Source organism: Gallintestinimicrobium sp. (assembly GCF_046968865.1).
GTDB lineage: Bacteria > Bacillota > Clostridia > Lachnospirales > Lachnospiraceae > Gallintestinimicrobium > Gallintestinimicrobium propionicum.
Map to the genome: position 1 here is coordinate 117,900 of NZ_JBKVPW010000011.1, position 15,970 is coordinate 133,869.

General features: G+C 49.3%; 8 protein-coding genes and 1 pseudogene. 8 read left to right on the forward strand and 1 reads right to left on the reverse strand.

The features are described from left to right. The first annotated feature begins 175 nt into the window (after positions 1-175). The 6 genes from ACLTOQ_RS10980 (at position 176) to ACLTOQ_RS11005 (ending at position 10,800) form a co-directional block, all read left to right on the forward strand. Positions 176-1,858, forward strand: a complete 1,683-nt coding sequence (locus ACLTOQ_RS10980; protein ID WP_412272345.1) for an alpha-glucosidase — start codon at positions 176-178, stop codon at positions 1,856-1,858. Between the two features lie 39 nt (positions 1,859-1,897). Beyond that, positions 1,898-3,952, forward strand: a complete 2,055-nt coding sequence (locus ACLTOQ_RS10985; protein ID WP_262585215.1) for a Sip1-related alpha-galactosidase — start codon at positions 1,898-1,900, stop codon at positions 3,950-3,952. 100 nt (positions 3,953-4,052) lie between these two features. Beyond that, positions 4,053-5,906 (forward strand): alpha-amylase family protein, encoded by a 1,854-nt coding sequence (locus tag ACLTOQ_RS10990; protein ID WP_412319396.1) that lies wholly within the window; start codon positions 4,053-4,055, stop codon positions 5,904-5,906. Between the two features lie 119 nt (positions 5,907-6,025). Continuing rightward, positions 6,026-8,293, forward strand: coding sequence for a glycoside hydrolase family 3 C-terminal domain-containing protein (locus ACLTOQ_RS10995; RefSeq protein WP_412319397.1), 2,268 nt, complete (start codon positions 6,026-6,028; stop codon positions 8,291-8,293). Positions 8,294-8,792: 499 nt separating this feature from the next. Then, the gene (locus ACLTOQ_RS11000; RefSeq protein ID WP_337427731.1) at positions 8,793-9,740 is read left to right on the forward strand and encodes an Rpn family recombination-promoting nuclease/putative transposase; all 948 of its coding nucleotides are present in this window, start codon (positions 8,793-8,795) and stop codon (positions 9,738-9,740) included. Between the two features lie 160 nt (positions 9,741-9,900). Then, positions 9,901-10,800, forward strand: a complete 900-nt coding sequence (locus ACLTOQ_RS11005) for a DegV family protein (RefSeq protein ID WP_412319398.1) — start codon at positions 9,901-9,903, stop codon at positions 10,798-10,800. Between the two features lie 184 nt (positions 10,801-10,984). Here ACLTOQ_RS11005 and ACLTOQ_RS11010 read toward each other — a convergent pair. Then, positions 10,985-11,332: pseudogene (locus tag ACLTOQ_RS11010) on the reverse strand (winged helix-turn-helix transcriptional regulator); the annotation flags it as partial. Between the two features lie 243 nt (positions 11,333-11,575). On the opposite strand from ACLTOQ_RS11010, the gene ACLTOQ_RS11015 reads away from it, so the two are divergent. Both ACLTOQ_RS11015 and ACLTOQ_RS11020 read left to right on the forward strand, forming a co-directional pair. Further along, entirely contained in the window at positions 11,576-14,221 is a 2,646-nt protein-coding gene (locus tag ACLTOQ_RS11015; protein ID WP_412319399.1) for a heavy metal translocating P-type ATPase, read from the forward strand. A gap of 315 nt (positions 14,222-14,536) precedes the next feature. Next, on the forward strand, positions 14,537-15,862 hold the full coding sequence (locus ACLTOQ_RS11020; protein WP_021914956.1) for a hemolysin family protein: 1,326 nt from the start codon (positions 14,537-14,539) through the stop codon (positions 15,860-15,862). Positions 15,863-15,970 lie beyond the last annotated feature (108 nt).

Genomic DNA, 15,970 nt, shown 5'->3' on the forward strand with positions numbered 1-15,970 from the left:
GATGAGAAAACCTCATAGCTGCCGAGTGTCTGCCGGCAATTGCGAAAACCCGCCTTGTGCGGGTTTTCGTTGTATTTTGTATTAGGGAAGCAGTAAGACAGCAGGCTTTCTGCAGGCATCAAGGTCGAGGCTTTTGATCCCGACATCATCTTATCAGGAAAAGGGAATTTTGCTCATGGAAAAAGAAAAGTGGTGGAAAAAGGCAGTCGTTTATCAGATTTACCCCCGCAGCTTTTATGATGCGAATGGGGATGGAATCGGCGATCTGCGCGGTATTATTGAAAAATTGGACTATATCCGTGACCTCGGGGCAAATGTGATCTGGCTCTGTCCGGTTTATAAATCCCCGATGGACGATAACGGTTACGATATTGCAGATTATTATCATATAGATGAAGCCTTTGGAACGGACGAGGACATGGATGAGCTGATCGCAGAAGCGAAGAAACGCGGCATCCGTATCATCATGGATCTGGTGGTCAATCACTGCTCCGACGAGCATAAGTGGTTTCAAAAAGCAAAAGCAGATCCGGAAGGACCTTACGGCAAGTATTTTTATATCAAAAAAGGAATCGACGGCAAAGCACCGAACAACTGGAGGTCCATCTTCGGCGGAAGCGCGTGGGAGCCGATCGAGGGAACGGACTATTACTACCTGCACATTTTTACGAAGAAACAGCCCGATTTAAACTGGGAAAATAAAGAGCTGCGGGAAGAAATCTATAAGATGGTCAACTGGTGGCTGGATAAGGGCATCGGGGGCTTCCGGCTGGATGCCATCACCTATTTGAAAAAAGAAGCGGGATTGCCCTCTTATCCTGCAGACGGAGAAGATGGTCTGGTATCCGTTGCGCACGGCGCACTGAATCAGCCCGGAATCGAAGCACTGCTGCGGGAGTTCAGAGATCGGACATACGGAAGAAGAGAAACACTGACAGTCGGCGAGACAGCCGGTCTGACTCCGGAGACGCTGCTTTCGTTTATTTCCTTAGAAGATGGTGTATTTTCTATGGTGTTTGAGTTCTCCTGGTGCCAGCTGGAATTGAAGGGACCGAACTATTTCTGGTATGACCGACAGGAGTGGACGCCGGAGGATCTGAAAAGAGAGCTGTTTTCCAGTCACGAAATGGCAGGAGACAGGGGATGGTTTGGTGTTTGCACAGAAAATCACGATCAGCCCAGATCGATCGACCATTATCTGCCCCGGGAGGGAAGAAATTATTATGGGGCAACGATGCTCGCATCCATGTATCTGCTGCTGAGGGGCACGCCGTATGTCTATCAGGGGCAGGAGATCGGCATGAGAAACTGTGCGTATGCGTCGATGGACGATTACAATGATGTATCGACCCACAATCAATATAACCGCGCACTGGCAGATGGATTTTCACCGGAGGAAGCGCTGCGTCTGGTTCAGCTGGAAAGCCGGGACAATGCGCGGACGCCGTTTCAGTGGGATGCTACAGAAAATGCCGGATTTACAACAGGAAAACCCTGGTTAAAGGTAAATCCCAACTATACAGGGCTGAACGCAGCACAGGAAGAGAGAGACGAGGATTCCGTGCTTACATGGTATAAGAAGATGATCGGGCTGCGTCTGCATTCCCAATGGTCAGAGCTGATCAGCGAAGGCACCTTTGCACCGGCTTATCGGGAGGAGAAAAATCTGATCGCGTATCGAAGAAGCTTTGAAGGCAAAACGTTGCTCGTACTGTGCAACATGCAGCCGGAAGAACGCGAGTTGACTCTGGTGGCTGCGCCCGGACAGGTGCTTGCAGACAACTATAAGGAAGCTGCTTTTACAGGTAATACGGTGCGTCTGCGCCCGTATGAGGTTCTGATCGCAGAGGAAGCATAACAGAAGGAAGCCGGTACAACGGCAGAAGGCGAGGAACTTATGCAGAGAAAAAATAATATCGTCCTGCGGCTGCACAGACAGAGAAAACCGGAGCAGGTGCTTTTGCCACTTGTCCGGGAAGATAATGGAGAAGCTTTGCGGGTTATTCTGGAAAAGCAGGACAATGTGACAGCGGAATTTATCTATAGAACAGAAAAAAAGGTCAGATCCGGCTGGCTGAAGCTGGAAATTGAGCAGGACGGCTGCCGGAGAAGTGATAATCTGGAGGAAGAGCTTCCGGTTATTTTGGAAGTGGAAACGGAGATCCGGCCGGAGGCGATGACCGCAATGTATCTTTTAAACGACTGGTGGACAAGACCGGCATTTATCAATGACTTTTCGGAAATCCCGGAGCTGACACAGGCGATTTACGGAAAGCTGAGAAACGGATACTTTTTCCTGCTTCCAATGCCGGGAAAACAGTTTAAGACCCAGGTAAAGCCCGGAAGAGAGAATACGCTTATTTTCGGAATGAGCGCCTGCAAGGGCGGAATCAGCAAACTGGACGAGCCTGTTTATGCATATGCGGAGGCGGACAGTTTGCAGGAAGCGGTTCATGCGTGTATGGCGTGGGCGGCAGAGTATCACGGAATCCGTTTGAAAGAGGAACGGAATATGCCGGAGATGCTGAAATATCTTGGCTGGTGCAGCTGGGATGCATTTTATACGGAAATCAGTGAAGAAAAGGTTCGCGCAAAGGGCAGAGAATTTGCGGAAAAAAATGTACCGGTGCGCTGGATGCTGATGGATGACGGCTGGCTGTCGGTGCATGGAGACGCACTCTATGACCTTGCGCCCGAAAAAGAAAAGTTCCCCAACGGATTTGCTCAGATGATCCGTGATATAAAGCGGGATACACAGGTGGACTGGTTTGGTGTCTGGCATGCGCTTGGCGGCTACTGGGGCGGAATCGAGCCGGGAAGCGACCTTGCAGCAAAAGAGCAGGAGCATTTATATCAAAATGCACCCGGGAAGCTGATCCCGTGGCCGGATGCAGCCAAGGGCTACGGCTTTTACCGGGATTGGTATGAATATCTGAAGCGGGAGGGCATCAGCTTTTCCAAAGTGGACGGACAGAGCGCCGTACATAATTATTTTGAAAATGATCTTCCACTGATGACAGCGACGCGGGGAATACATGGAGCGCTGGAGGGCGCGGCAGCGTACTTTGACGGTGCAGTGATCAACTGTATGGGAATGGCGGCAGAGAACATGTTTTCCCGTCCCCAGACAGCGGTTGCACGAAACAGCGATGATTTTGTACCAAAACGGGAGGATGGATTTGCAGAGCATTTGCTCCAGAATGCATACAATACACCCTACCAGGGCGAGCTGTATGTATGCGACTGGGATATGTTCTGGACAAGCCATGAGGATGGTCTGCGCCACAGCCTGCTGCGTGCGATCAGCGGAGGACCGGTGTATTTCAGCGATCGGATAGGAGAAACAGCCCCGGAGGTTGCAGCACCTCTCTGCTATGCGGACGGAAGGCTGCCGCAGCTTTTACGGGCGGCAAGACCGACACAGGATTGTATGTTTCGTGATCCCAGAAAAGATGGCGTGCTGAAGCTGACAAATGTCGGAGCATATGCAAATGGTAAGATCGGCGGAGTGATTGCCGTTTATAATCTGACCCATCAGGAACAGACCTATCGGATCGGTGCATCGGATATTCCGGAGCTTTCCGGGAAAAACTGCTGGATTTATGATTGTCGTAATCAGACTGCTGCGGCCTGCAGTGCAGAAGAAGGCAGGGAATACCGCCTTGCAGCGGGGGATTTCACCTGGTTTTTATTTGTGGAGGACACAGAGGGGAAAACCTTTGTGGGACTTGTGGATAAATACATCAGCTTTGATGCGGTACTGTGGATGCATGAGATCGGCGGCAGGCTAATGGGCGAAATCTGTGGCGGAAAGACCGTCGGATTTTTATCCAAAGAGCCTGTAAAGCGTGTGCTTTGCAACGGAGAGGATGTAACAGCGCAGGTGGAGAAAAAGGATTGCCTGTATTTGCTTGAGCTAAACGGACAGAATGCGGTAGTTGAAGTGGAATAAAAATCGCAGCACAACGCTGGCGGGGGCGCTGTGACATCCGCGTTCGAAATTGAAATAAAATCTGCTGTGCCCGCCGCGCGGCAAAAGGAGAGGAAAGAACATGAAAACAGCGCAGGAATATCAGAAAAGACTGCAGCGCCATTTGGATGAGCTCAAATGGCTGTACTGCGAATTATATCCGGGAAGAGAGGATATGTTTACCCAGTTATGTGAACAGATGGAAGCATGGTATCAGGAGCGCCCGGAATCAGAAAAGAAGCTGGACCGGGAGCGAGAACAGGAGCCTGCATGGTACAGCCGCCAGGATATGCTTGGCATGATGCTGTATATCGACGCTTTTGCCGGCAATTTGAAGGGTGTGAAGAAAAAGCTGCCTTACCTGGAAGCATGCAACGTAAACTACCTGCATCTGATGCCATTTCTGGATACCCCGAAGGGAAAAAGTGATGGAGGCTATGCGGTAGCGGATTACCGGAAGGTGCAGCCGGCCCTGGGTACGATGGAGGAGTTGGCTTCTCTGTGCAGCGCCTGCCATGAGAAAAAGATGAGCGTATGCATGGACTTTGTAATGAATCACACATCGGAAGACCATGAGTGGGCAAAGCGCGCACTGGCAGGAGAAAAGGAATATCAGGATCGGTATTTTTTCTATGATACACCGGACATTCCGCAGGAGTTTGAAAAAACAGTGCCCCAGGTATTTCCGACAACGGCGCCCGGTAATTTTACCTGGCGGGACGAGTGCCAAAAATATGTTATGACGTCCTTTTATCCCTATCAGTGGGACTTAAACTATTCCAACCCGGTCGTTTTTAACGAGATGGTCTATAATATGCTGTATCTGGTGAATCAGGGTATTGATATCGTCAGGATCGATGCGGTTCCCTATATCTGGAAGCAGCTGGGAACAGACTGCAGAAATCTGCCGCAGGTACACACCATTGTGCGCATGATCCGTATGATCACGGAAATCGTTTGCCCTGGCGTTGTGCTGCTGGGTGAGGTTGTTATGGAGCCTGCCAAGGTTGTCCCCTATTTCGGAACACTCGAAAAACCGGAATGCCATATGCTGTATAACGTAACGACGATGGCATCAACCTGGCATACCGTTGCAACAAAAGAGGTTGCGCTGTTAAAACAGCAGATGGACGTGGTAAACAGTCTGCCGAAGGAATATGTTTTCCTGAATTATCTGCGCTGCCACGACGATATCGGCTGGGGATTGGACTATGATTTCTTAAAACCCTCCGGGATTCAGGAGATTCCGCATAAGAAGTATCTGAATGAATATTTCCGGGGCATGGCAGCAGGCAGCGATGCGCGGGGAGAGCTGTATAATGATGATCCTGTATTACAGGATGCGAGACTTTGCGGAACGACGGCATCCCTGTGCGGTCTGGAGACTTCGCTGCAGGCAAAGGATCCGGCGAGAATTGAGCGTGCCATTCAGAAAATCCTGATGCTCAACGCTTATCTGTTTATTCAGTCCGGCATTCCGGTTATATACAGCGGAGATGAGATCGGTCAGCTCAATGATTATTCCTATAAGGATGATCCGGATGCAGACCGTGCGGCGGATTCCCGTTATGTACACAGAGGACATTTCCGTTGGGAGCTGGAAAAGAAAAGAGCAGAAAGGGGTACTGTCCAGAACCGGATTTTCGAGGGCATGCAGAAGATGGAAAAAGCCCGCTTTGCATGTGGTCCGTTTTCCGGAAAGGCTGCTGTATGGACCTATGACACCTATAACAGCCATGTGCTGTGCATCTGCAGACAGCTGAAAAACGAGATGGTTGTCGGCGTGTTCAACTTCTCGGATGAGCCCCAGACGGCATGGATCGACATGGGAGAAATGCCCTTTCAAGATCTGCTCGGAAAAGGGGAGTGTGTTTTACGTAATGTCATCCTGCCCGGCAATGGCTACGGCTGGTATTATAAAACCTGGGAGGAATAAGTCTTTCTGGTGCAGCGCAGCTCCAGCTTTTGCAGGAGCTGCGAAGGAGAAAAGATTCGGCAGTCGATGGTGTGGTGACGCACACTGCAGCCGGGTATATTGGCAGGAGGAAAGCAGCAATGGCGATAGAAGAATTACTTGGACAGCTAACGTTGGAAGAAAAATGCAGTCTGCTGTCAGGCTCTGCGTTCTGGTATACGCAGGCAGTTGAGCGCCTTGGCATCCGCAAGCTGATGCTGACGGACGGACCGCACGGTCTGCGTAAGCAGGTAGAGAATGCGGATCATCTGGGCTTGAATAAAAGCGTTCCGGCAACCTGTTTTCCGCCGGCAGCAGCGTTGGCAGCTTCCTGGAATGAAGAGCTGATCTATGAGATGGGAGAAGCGCTTGGAATCGAGTGCCGGGCGGAAAATGTAGATGTCTTATTGGGACCGGGGGCGAATATCAAACGCTCGCCTCTGTGCGGACGGAACTTTGAATACTTTTCCGAAGATCCGTATCTGTCTTCTCGACTTGCAAAGGCACATATCACAGGGCTGCAGAGCAAGGGAGTCGGCGCTTCGATCAAGCATTTTGCGGCGAACAATCAGGAGACGAGGCGCCTGACGATCAATGCAAAGGTGGATGAACGGACACTTCGGGAAATTTATCTGGCAAGCTTTGAAACTGCGATCAAAGAAGGAAAGCCCTGGACGGTCATGTGTGCCTATAACCGGTTAAACGGTGAGTTCGGTTCGGAAAATAAGAAAGTATTGAATGATGTTTTGCGGGACGAATGGGCCTATGAAGGTCTGGTCGTTACGGACTGGGGCGCGACGAACGATCGCGTCAAGGGACTGGAGGCCGGTCAGGATCTGGAAATGCCGTCTTCGGGAGGTGTCAATGACCGTGCGGTATTGGAGGCTGTGCAGGAAGGAAAAATTACCGAAGCACAGGTAGATGTTTCAGTTCGCCGACTGCTTGAGCTGATCGCAAAGGCAGATGAAAAGCCGCCGGTAGAACCGTTTGTTCCAAAAACCCATCATGAACTGGCACAGAAGATCGCATCGGAATGTATTGTGCTTCTGAAAAATGAAGAGCAGCAGCTTCCGCTTGCCAAAACGGAAAAAATAGCGCTGATCGGTGAGTTTGCGGTAAAGAGCAGGATTCAGGGCGGTGGAAGCTCCCATATCAACCCGACATTTCTGGATACGCTGCTGGAGGAAATGCAAAAGCGCGGCGGCGATGCTGTTTTATATGAAAAAGGATTTTCTGTGGATGCGGAAAGTCTGGATGAAGCAGAACTGGAACGGGCGATTGCGGCGGCAAAGGCAGCAGACAAGGTTGTTTTATGCATGGGACTTCCGGAAAGCTATGAGACAGAGGGACTTGACCGTAAGCATCTGAATCTGCCCGGTGCACAGCTGGAAATGATCCGTGTGCTGAAGCAGTATAATCCGAATCTGATCGTTGTATTGAACAATGGTGCTCCGGTGGTGATGCCGTTTGAAGACGATGTAAAAGCGATTGTAGAAGGCTACCTGCTGGGACAGGCGGGAAGCGGTGCCATGGCGTCGATCCTTTACGGAGAGGTAAATCCCAGCGGTAAGCTGGCAGAGACTTTCCCGATGCGTCTGGAGGATACTCCTGCATACCTGAATTTCCCGGGAGAGGGCTATCAGGTGGAATACCGGGAGGGTGTCTTTGTCGGATACCGCCATTATGATTCGAAAAAAATCCGTCCGCAGTTTGCATTTGGCGAGGGCTTAAGCTACACGACCTTTTCCTATGGCAGCATCGAAACGGATCGGGAGAGCATTTTGGATACCGATCAGCTGCGTGTTAAGGTGAGGGTGACCAATACAGGGAAACGTGCCGGAAAAGAGACGGTGCAGCTCTATGTTCACGACTGCCAGAATGAAATCATTCGTCCGGAGAAGGGGCTGAAAGGCTTTGTAAAGCTTTCTCTGGAGCCGGGAGAAACCAAAACCGCAGAGTTTGTGCTGAATAAAAGAAGTTTTGCCTACTACGATGTGGAGCAGAAGGATTTTCTGGTGCAGAGCGGGCAGTTCGAAATTTTAGTCGGTGCATCGAGCCGGGACATTCGCCTGAAAAAGACCGTTACAGTGACTTCGACAGCGAAGATCCACAAGCATTTCCATGCCAATACAACCTTTGGTGAGTTGTATGCATATCTGCCGACCAGACCGATCGCAGAGGAAAGGATGGATTATTTTAAACGGGAGTCCGGTATTGATTTCGAGATGGGAGAAAATGCGGAGGATTTCGCATTCCGTGTGATCTGCGACTTTCCGCTGAAAACTCTTGTAACCTTTACAGAGGGACGCTATAGCAGAAAACAGCTGGCAGAGCTTCTGGAACAGGTCAATAAGATTGGCGAGGGCTGAGAAGAGTACGGAAAATGACTTGTATCTTTCCTGAAAGTTGTGCTATAATCCAATCTTTGACAGTTGAGTAAAAATAAAATCGCTGTAGCCCTTGTATTTACTGGGCTGTGGCGATTTTTTGCTGCCGTATTTTCACGACTTGTCAGAATGAAAAAAGCTGTTATAATGAAGTTGTCAAGGCAGAGCGCTTTGAATCTATTCTATCATCACTATATTCATATTAAAAATGCGAAACGGGCTTATAACGGTTGCAGCGTTTCCATTTTCCAGGGGTACAGCATAGATGGGCTGTGCGCTTCATGACGGCAGGACTGCCGGAATTCAATTTGTTTGGGACAAGAGAATAATGCGCAGCGGAGAGGAATCATTTGAAAAGGATACTTTGACGGAATACTGTGGGGAGGTTGTGTGGAAGTGGTTACAATTTCTTAAATGTGCCGGGTATCGTAAATTTTTAGGTGTGATAGATTTCTGCTGGAAAGAGAGAAGAGGAGTGTGGATGGGAAGACAAAATGACGCATTTGTGGGGTATTTAAACCGGGATGAAATTTTGGCAGACTTGTACAATGGGTGCCTGTATGAAGGGGAGGAGGTGATCTTGCCGGGGCAGTTGAGCGAGGTGCAGAAAAACTATTCGAGGACATTGATGAACTACGGCAGAAATGGACTGAGAAAACACCGGGAACGGGACGCTATTAAAATGTTTTCGAACCGGAAAATGATGGTGCTGTTGGCAGCGGAAGCACAGAACAATCTGCACCTTGCGATGCCGTTTCGGTGTATGGAATACGACACGGAGGAATACAGCAGGCAACTAAAGAAACTGTACGAGGAGAACAGCGGGATGCTGACAGACAGCACAGAATATTTAAGCCGCCTAAGGCGGACGGATCGGTTGATTCCGGTCGTTACGCTTGTGATTTACCATGGAGAGGAGGAGTGGAATGCGCCAAAGAGGCTAAGTGATATGCTCAAGCTGCAGGGGATTGATGAAAAGCTAAAGAGCCTGATCACAGATTACCCGATCCATGTATTTTGTTTAAAAGACCTGCAGGAAGAGTATTTCCATACAAATCTGCGGGAACTGATCGGACTGATGAAACGACAGAAAAACAAGGAAGAGCTTCGGAAATATTGCAAAGACAATGAAGAACGGATCAGTCGGATGGACGCGTCCGCATACGATATGATCTGTATTATGTTAAACAGGGAAGATTTATTGGAAAAGAAAACGAAATATTTAAAGGAAGAAAGCGAGGAATATGATATGTGTAAGGCTATGGAAGACTGGGCAGAGGAGTGTAGAAATGAGGGAAGAGCGAGTTTGCTGGAGCTGATTTCCAGGATGGCGGCAGGTGGAGATGCAGAATTTATTGTCCGTTTGTCGGAAAAAGAGGTGATGGAAGCGATGACAAAGAAATATGAGATGGAAGAAATATTAAAGTAAAGTTTTGGTTTTGAAAATGGTACGCGTGGCGCAGCAACACCATCTGCCATGAAAAGAGGAAGCAACCACTGAAAATGACTTGTATCTTTCCTGAAGAGTGTGATATAATCATACAGTTACAAAAAGTAGTTTTCAAAACTATATGTTGTGTGAGGCACTTATGCAGAAAAAGGTACAGATCATCAGTGACGGTTCTCAGGATTTAACGCCGGAGTTGTCTAAAGAAAAGGATATTGAGGTTGTTCCCTTTTATGTTTCGTTTGACGGGGAAAATTATTATAAAGAAATAGAAGAGATCACGGTACGCGATTTTTATCAGCAGATGGTGGATCATCCGGATGTATTTCCGAAGACATCCATGCCGTCTGTACAGGATTTTTATGAGGTGTTTGAAAAATCTGTAAAAGAAAATATTCCGGTGATCTGCATTTGCATCACGGCGAAATTCAGCGGTTCTCTGCAGTCGGCAACTACAGCAAAGGATATGATCCTGGAAGAGTATCCGGAGGCAAAGATCGCAGTCATTGATTCGACATTTGATACGGTGCTGCAGGGACTGTTTGTGCTGGAAGCGTGCAGACTGCGGGATCTCGGACTGGAATATGAGCAGATTACAGAAGCTCTGCTTTCCATCCGGGAGAGCGGCAGGATCTTTTTTACGATCGGCAGCATCGATTACTTAAAGCATGGCGGACGCATTGGAAAGCTTGCAGGAATTGCGGCCAGTGCGTTGAAAATCAAACCTCTCATCACACTGAAGGAGGGAGAAATTTTCAATTCCGGCATTACCAGAAGCCGTCAGAAATCGATGCAGAAGGTTGTGGAGATGACGGAAAAATACCTGGATGAGGTACAGGCAAAGCCGGGAGAATACAGCTTTTGTATCGGCTATGGCTATGACTATGAAGAGGCGGTCGGCTTCCGGGAGATGTTGAAGGACCTGATCCGGGAACGGCTTGGAATTGAAGAAATCGGCATTTATCAGATCGGTGCGACAATTGGAGTGCATACCGGACCGTATCCCATCGGGATTGGAATTGTCCGGCATGCCAAGGTGTAGCTCAGGATTTTAAACGTGCATGACAGGAACAGGAGGGACAGCTCTCCTGTTCTTTTTTTGTCGTGCTGCGGCGGGACAAAACGTCGTCGCTTTCGCAGCATGCCGCGGACGGAGTGTTCTGCAACACGGCATTTGGTGCAGAAGCTGTAGAGGATGCAGCCATAGCATGGCTGTCGGTCATTGTACATGCCGGCGTAAGCCCTTCGTCCTGCATCAGGGCGCTGCCCCAACGATACATCGCTTCGAGAATCGGGAAAAGGCTTTCACCGAGCGCCGTCAGCGAGTAATCGACGCGGGGCGGAACGACAGGATAAACTGTGCGGGAAATCAGACCGTCTTCTTCCAGTTCGCGGAGCTGCTGGGTCAGCATTTTAGGCGTCGCCTCGGGGACGAGACGGTGCAGCTGGTTGAAGCGCAGCGTCTGACCGGTCAGGTGCCAGAGCAGCAGCGCTTTATATTTGCCGCCGATTAAGCGGATTGTAGCGGAAACAGGGCAATTTTTATTGACCGAGGGATTTTCTTTTGAAGCCATAGCGATTTCTCCATTCTTATTCATGACAATAGAATGCTCGCAGAGCGTACATTCTATTGTTGTGAGGTGAACACTATCCTTTTGGGTAGTATATTACAAAATAGTGCATTCTTTATTTTTCTATCCTAATTGTTATAATGGTAGCAGAGGATAGAAAAAAAGACAAGATGAGTTCTTTAAGGGCAGCCTTTAAAAGCTGTAAAGCAGGAAAGACTATACAGGACGGCTGCAGAATGGAGATATATGAAAAAAGAAACCTATGATATTACCGGCATGTCATGCGCGGCATGCTCAGCGCGAATTGAAAAAGGAATTTCCGGAATGGAGGGCATGCAGCAATGCAGCGTCAATCTGCTGAAAAACAGCATGACGGTTTCCTATGATGAAGCCGAACTGGATTCCGGGAAAATTATTCATCAAGTAGAAGACATCGGCTATGGCGCTTCGCTTCACCAGACACAGGGCAGCAAAACGACAGGAGCATCAGGCAGAGGAAAAAACGGTGCAACAGATGCGGCTGCGGCGGCAGCAAAGCAGATGAAGCAGAGACTGATCGTTTCGTTAGTCTTTACGATCCCGCTGTTTTATATTTCGATGGGACATATGGCTGGCTGGCCGCTGCCGTCGTGGCTGCTGGGAGCAAGAAATCATATGATTTTTGCATTTACCCAGTTTTTGCTGGTGCTGCCGGTTTTGATTGCAGGCGGACATTATTTTAAAAACGGATTGAGAAATCTGTGGCATCGTTCTCCGAATATGGATTCGCTGATCGCATTGGGCTCCGGCGCGGCGTTTGTGTATGGCATCTATGCGATTTACAAAATCGCCTGGGGCTTTTCCATCGAAGATATGGATATGGTCGAGACCTTTGGCATGAATTTGTATTTTGAATCCTCAGCGATGATCCTGACACTGATCACTCTGGGAAAATTCATGGAGGCCCGGGCAAAATCCAAGACGTCCGAGGCGATCACGAAGCTGATGGATCTGGCACCGAAGACCGCGAAGGTATTAAGGAATGGACAGGAAGAAGAAATTTCCGTAGACGATGTACAGAATGGAGATATTCTGGTTGTCCGGGATGGTGATACGGTTCCGGTGGATGGAAAAATTACAGAAGGCTTTGCTTCTGTGGATGAATCTGCGATCACCGGCGAAAGCCTTCCGGTGGACAAGCAGACCGGAGATCCTGTGACCGGAGGTACGATCAACCGAACCGGATATTTTCAGATGGAAGCAACTGCGGTTGGAGAACATACGACACTGTCAAAGATTATTCAGCTGGTAGATGATGCGACATCCTCCAAAGCGCCGATTGCAAAGCTGGCGGACAGGGTCAGCAGTGTGTTTGTTCCGGTTGTCATTACAATAGCGCTGTTGGCGGCAATCCTCTGGCTGCTTGCCGGTCAGAGCTTTGAGTTTGCACTTTCTGTTGCGATTTCTGTGCTGGTAATTTCCTGTCCGTGTGCCCTCGGGCTGGCAACGCCTACGGCGATCATGGTGGGAACCGGACGGGGTGCGGCGAAGGGTATTTTGATCAAATCTGCGGAAGCGTTGGAGATTACACATAGCATTGATACGGTTGTTCTGGATAAAACCGGCACAGTAACCCAGGGCAAGCCGGTTGTGACGGACGTGATCGCGCTGGATGCAGATGGAAAAACAGCAGGTGAAAACACACAGGCGTATACAGAACTTTTACAGCTGGCCTTTTCTCTGGAAAAAATGTCCAGCCATCCGCTTGCAGAGGCGATTGTCAAAAAAGCGGAAGAACGCTCGGCAGCGCTCAAAGAGGTTTCGGATTATGAGATGATTCCGGGACAGGGCATCGCGGGAACAATCGATAAAACGAGATGCTTTGCAGGCAACCGGAAGCTGATGGAAACCAACAAAATCGATATTTCCGCCGCGGCAGGCTTACAGGAACGGTTGGCGGATGAAGGCAAGACGCCGTTGTATTTTGCACAGGGAGGAAAGTTCCTTGGCGTGATCGCTGCTGCGGACGTTGTAAAACCCACCAGCAGGGAGGCAATTGCCAGACTGCAGGAGATGGGAATGGACGTCATTATGCTGACCGGCGACAATGCAAGAACGGCAGAGGCAATCAAAAAACAGGTTGGCATCAAGACGGTTATTGCGGATGTGCTTCCGCAGGATAAAGAGGAAAAAGTTCGTCGGCTGCAGGAGCAGGGGCACAAGGTTGCAATGGTGGGAGACGGTATCAACGACGCGCCCGCACTGGCGAGGGCGGATGTCGGAATCGCGATCGGCGCAGGAACAGATGTGGCGATCGAATCAGCGGATATCGTACTGATGAAGAGCGATCTGATGGACGCAGCATCTGCGGTAAGCTTAAGCCGTGCGGTGATGCGCAACATCAAGCAGAACCTGTTCTGGGCATTTTTCTACAATGCGATTGGCATTCCGGTGGCAGCAGGCGTGCTGTATCCGGCGTTCCATATTTTATTAAACCCGATGATCGGTGCGGCGGCGATGAGCTTCTCTTCTGTATCCGTCGTATCGAATGCGCTCCGTCTCCGGTTCTTTACGCCGAAGTGGAAGCATGAGAGCGGTACTGCAGATTTGCAGACAACCGGAAATGGCGGTATGATGGAGCAAAGCACGGCAGCCGCGGAAATTGCGGATAGAATAGCCCAAAATGATGAATCAAAAGGAGAGACTACCATGAAAAAAACAATCAAAATCGAAGGCATGATGTGTCAGCACTGCGTAAAGGCAGCAACAAAAGCGCTGGAGGGCGTAGCGGGCGTGACCGCTGTAACCGTAAGCCTGGAGGATAAGCAGGCAGTTGTAGAAGGCACAGCAATCGATGAAGCGTTGACTGCAGCAATCGTAGATGCCGGCTACGAAGTGAAGGGGATAGAATAAAATCTTGACAGCTCCTTTCCTGATTCTGTATAATGGATGAAGTAAACATGTCAAAAGCGGATTGCCTGAAATAAAGCAGAGAGAACAGCTTTGTATAAAGATCGCTTCGCACAGGATTTATTTCAGACAGGGAAGGAACCGAATTTCATGGATAACGCGGACCCTGACGGGGAAACGAATTTTCTGAATTCCAATCACAATACAAAATGGACAGAGCCTGTGCTCTGTTGGAGAAAGCTATAGGAGGCATAGCCTGTTGGGAGTTCCCAATGGGTTATGTCTCTTTGTCGTAGAAAAAGGAGAGATTTTAAATTCATGGTAAAACTACTTTTGTTACTGATCATTCTGATTCTGGTCAATGCCTTTTTGGCGGCGTCCGAGGTTTCTGTTGTATCGCTGAATAAAAACAGGCTGCGGGAGCTGGCAGAGGACGGCGATCGGAAAGCACAGCGGCTGCTGAAGTTTGCAGAGGAGCCGAATATTTTTCTATCTACGATTCAGGTCGGGATTACATTGGCAGGATTTCTGGCCAGTGCAGCTGCAGCGGACGGATTTGCAGGCAAATTGATGGCATGGTTGTATGAACGGTTGGGAACAAGCGGCATAAGCCTTTCTGTTTGTCATGTGCTGGCAGTTGTGCTGGTGACAGTTGTGCTTTCGTACTTTGCATTGCTGTTTGGCGAGCTGGTGCCGCGTCGGATCGCGATGCAGCGGCCTGAAGCTGCAGAAAGAATGACTTGTAGTGTAGTCGGTGTGCTGACGGTGGTACTGCATCCGGCGGTATGGCTGTTGTCGAGGTCTGCAAAGCTGATCTTAAAGCTGCTTCACTTTAAAACGGAATCCGTAGAACGCAGCGTTACGGAGGAAGAGATCCGGCGGCTGGTTGACCTTGGCGGGGAAAAAGGAACGATAGACCACGATGAGCAGGAGTGGATTCAAAACGTGTTCCGGTTTGACGACATTTCGGTGCGGGATGCGATGACGAGAGAAGCAGATATGGTCTGTTTTTCGCTGGATGAGGCGGACGAGGACATCATTTCGACGATCCGGGAAAGCGGTTTATCCAGATATCCGGTTTACGATGAAGATATTAACGATATTATAGGTATTCTGAATGCCAGGGATTATCTCCTGGATCGTAAAAATGACAGCCCGTCAGGGTTAAAGGAGCTTTTGCGAGAGCCTTATTTTGTACCGGATACGATTCATGCAGATGACCTGTTCCGGGATATGCAAAAAGGAAAAATCCATATGGCCATCGTTATCGACGAATACGGACAGACGGCGGGGGTTATTACAATGGAGGATCTTCTGGAGGAGATCGTCGGAAATATTTACGATGAGTTCGATTCCGAGGAGCCGCCGGAAATCGTTCAGCTGGAGGACAATTTGTGGAGGATCTCAGGCGGCGCATATGTTGAGGACATTGCGGAAGCACTGGATCTGGATCTTCCGGAGGATATCGATTATGACACGCTGGGCGGCATGATCTTCAGCTGCTTGCGGATCATTCCTGCGGACGGCAGCCAGTTTGATGTGCAGGTCAACGGACTGAATATTCATGTGGAAAAAATGGAGGATCAGAGAGTGGAATCTGCACTGGTCAGCAAGATCCTGCCGGAGAAAGAAGAGGAAGAGTGAGCTGTAACGAACATAAAAAGCCGGTCGGCACAGAAGAATTTTCTTCCATGCCGACCGGCGTTTTCATCGTATAGGAAACTTCGTTTCCATACGATAAAAACGCTCCGC

What these genes read in the sequence shown, in the direction of transcription:
- ACLTOQ_RS10980 (WP_412272345.1), top strand. Translation starts at nt 176, where the DNA reads ATGGAAAAAGAAAAGTGGTGGAAAAAGGCAGTCGTTTATCAGATTTAC.
- ACLTOQ_RS10985 (WP_262585215.1), top strand. Translation starts at nt 1,898, where the DNA reads ATGCAGAGAAAAAATAATATCGTCCTGCGGCTGCACAGACAGAGAAAA.
- ACLTOQ_RS10990 (WP_412319396.1), top strand. Translation starts at nt 4,053, where the DNA reads ATGAAAACAGCGCAGGAATATCAGAAAAGACTGCAGCGCCATTTGGAT.
- ACLTOQ_RS10995 (WP_412319397.1), top strand. Translation starts at nt 6,026, where the DNA reads ATGGCGATAGAAGAATTACTTGGACAGCTAACGTTGGAAGAAAAATGC.
- ACLTOQ_RS11000 (WP_337427731.1), top strand. Translation starts at nt 8,793, where the DNA reads ATGGGAAGACAAAATGACGCATTTGTGGGGTATTTAAACCGGGATGAA.
- ACLTOQ_RS11005 (WP_412319398.1), top strand. Translation starts at nt 9,901, where the DNA reads ATGCAGAAAAAGGTACAGATCATCAGTGACGGTTCTCAGGATTTAACG.
- ACLTOQ_RS11015 (WP_412319399.1), top strand. Translation starts at nt 11,576, where the DNA reads ATGAAAAAAGAAACCTATGATATTACCGGCATGTCATGCGCGGCATGC.
- ACLTOQ_RS11020 (WP_021914956.1), top strand. Translation starts at nt 14,537, where the DNA reads ATGGTAAAACTACTTTTGTTACTGATCATTCTGATTCTGGTCAATGCC.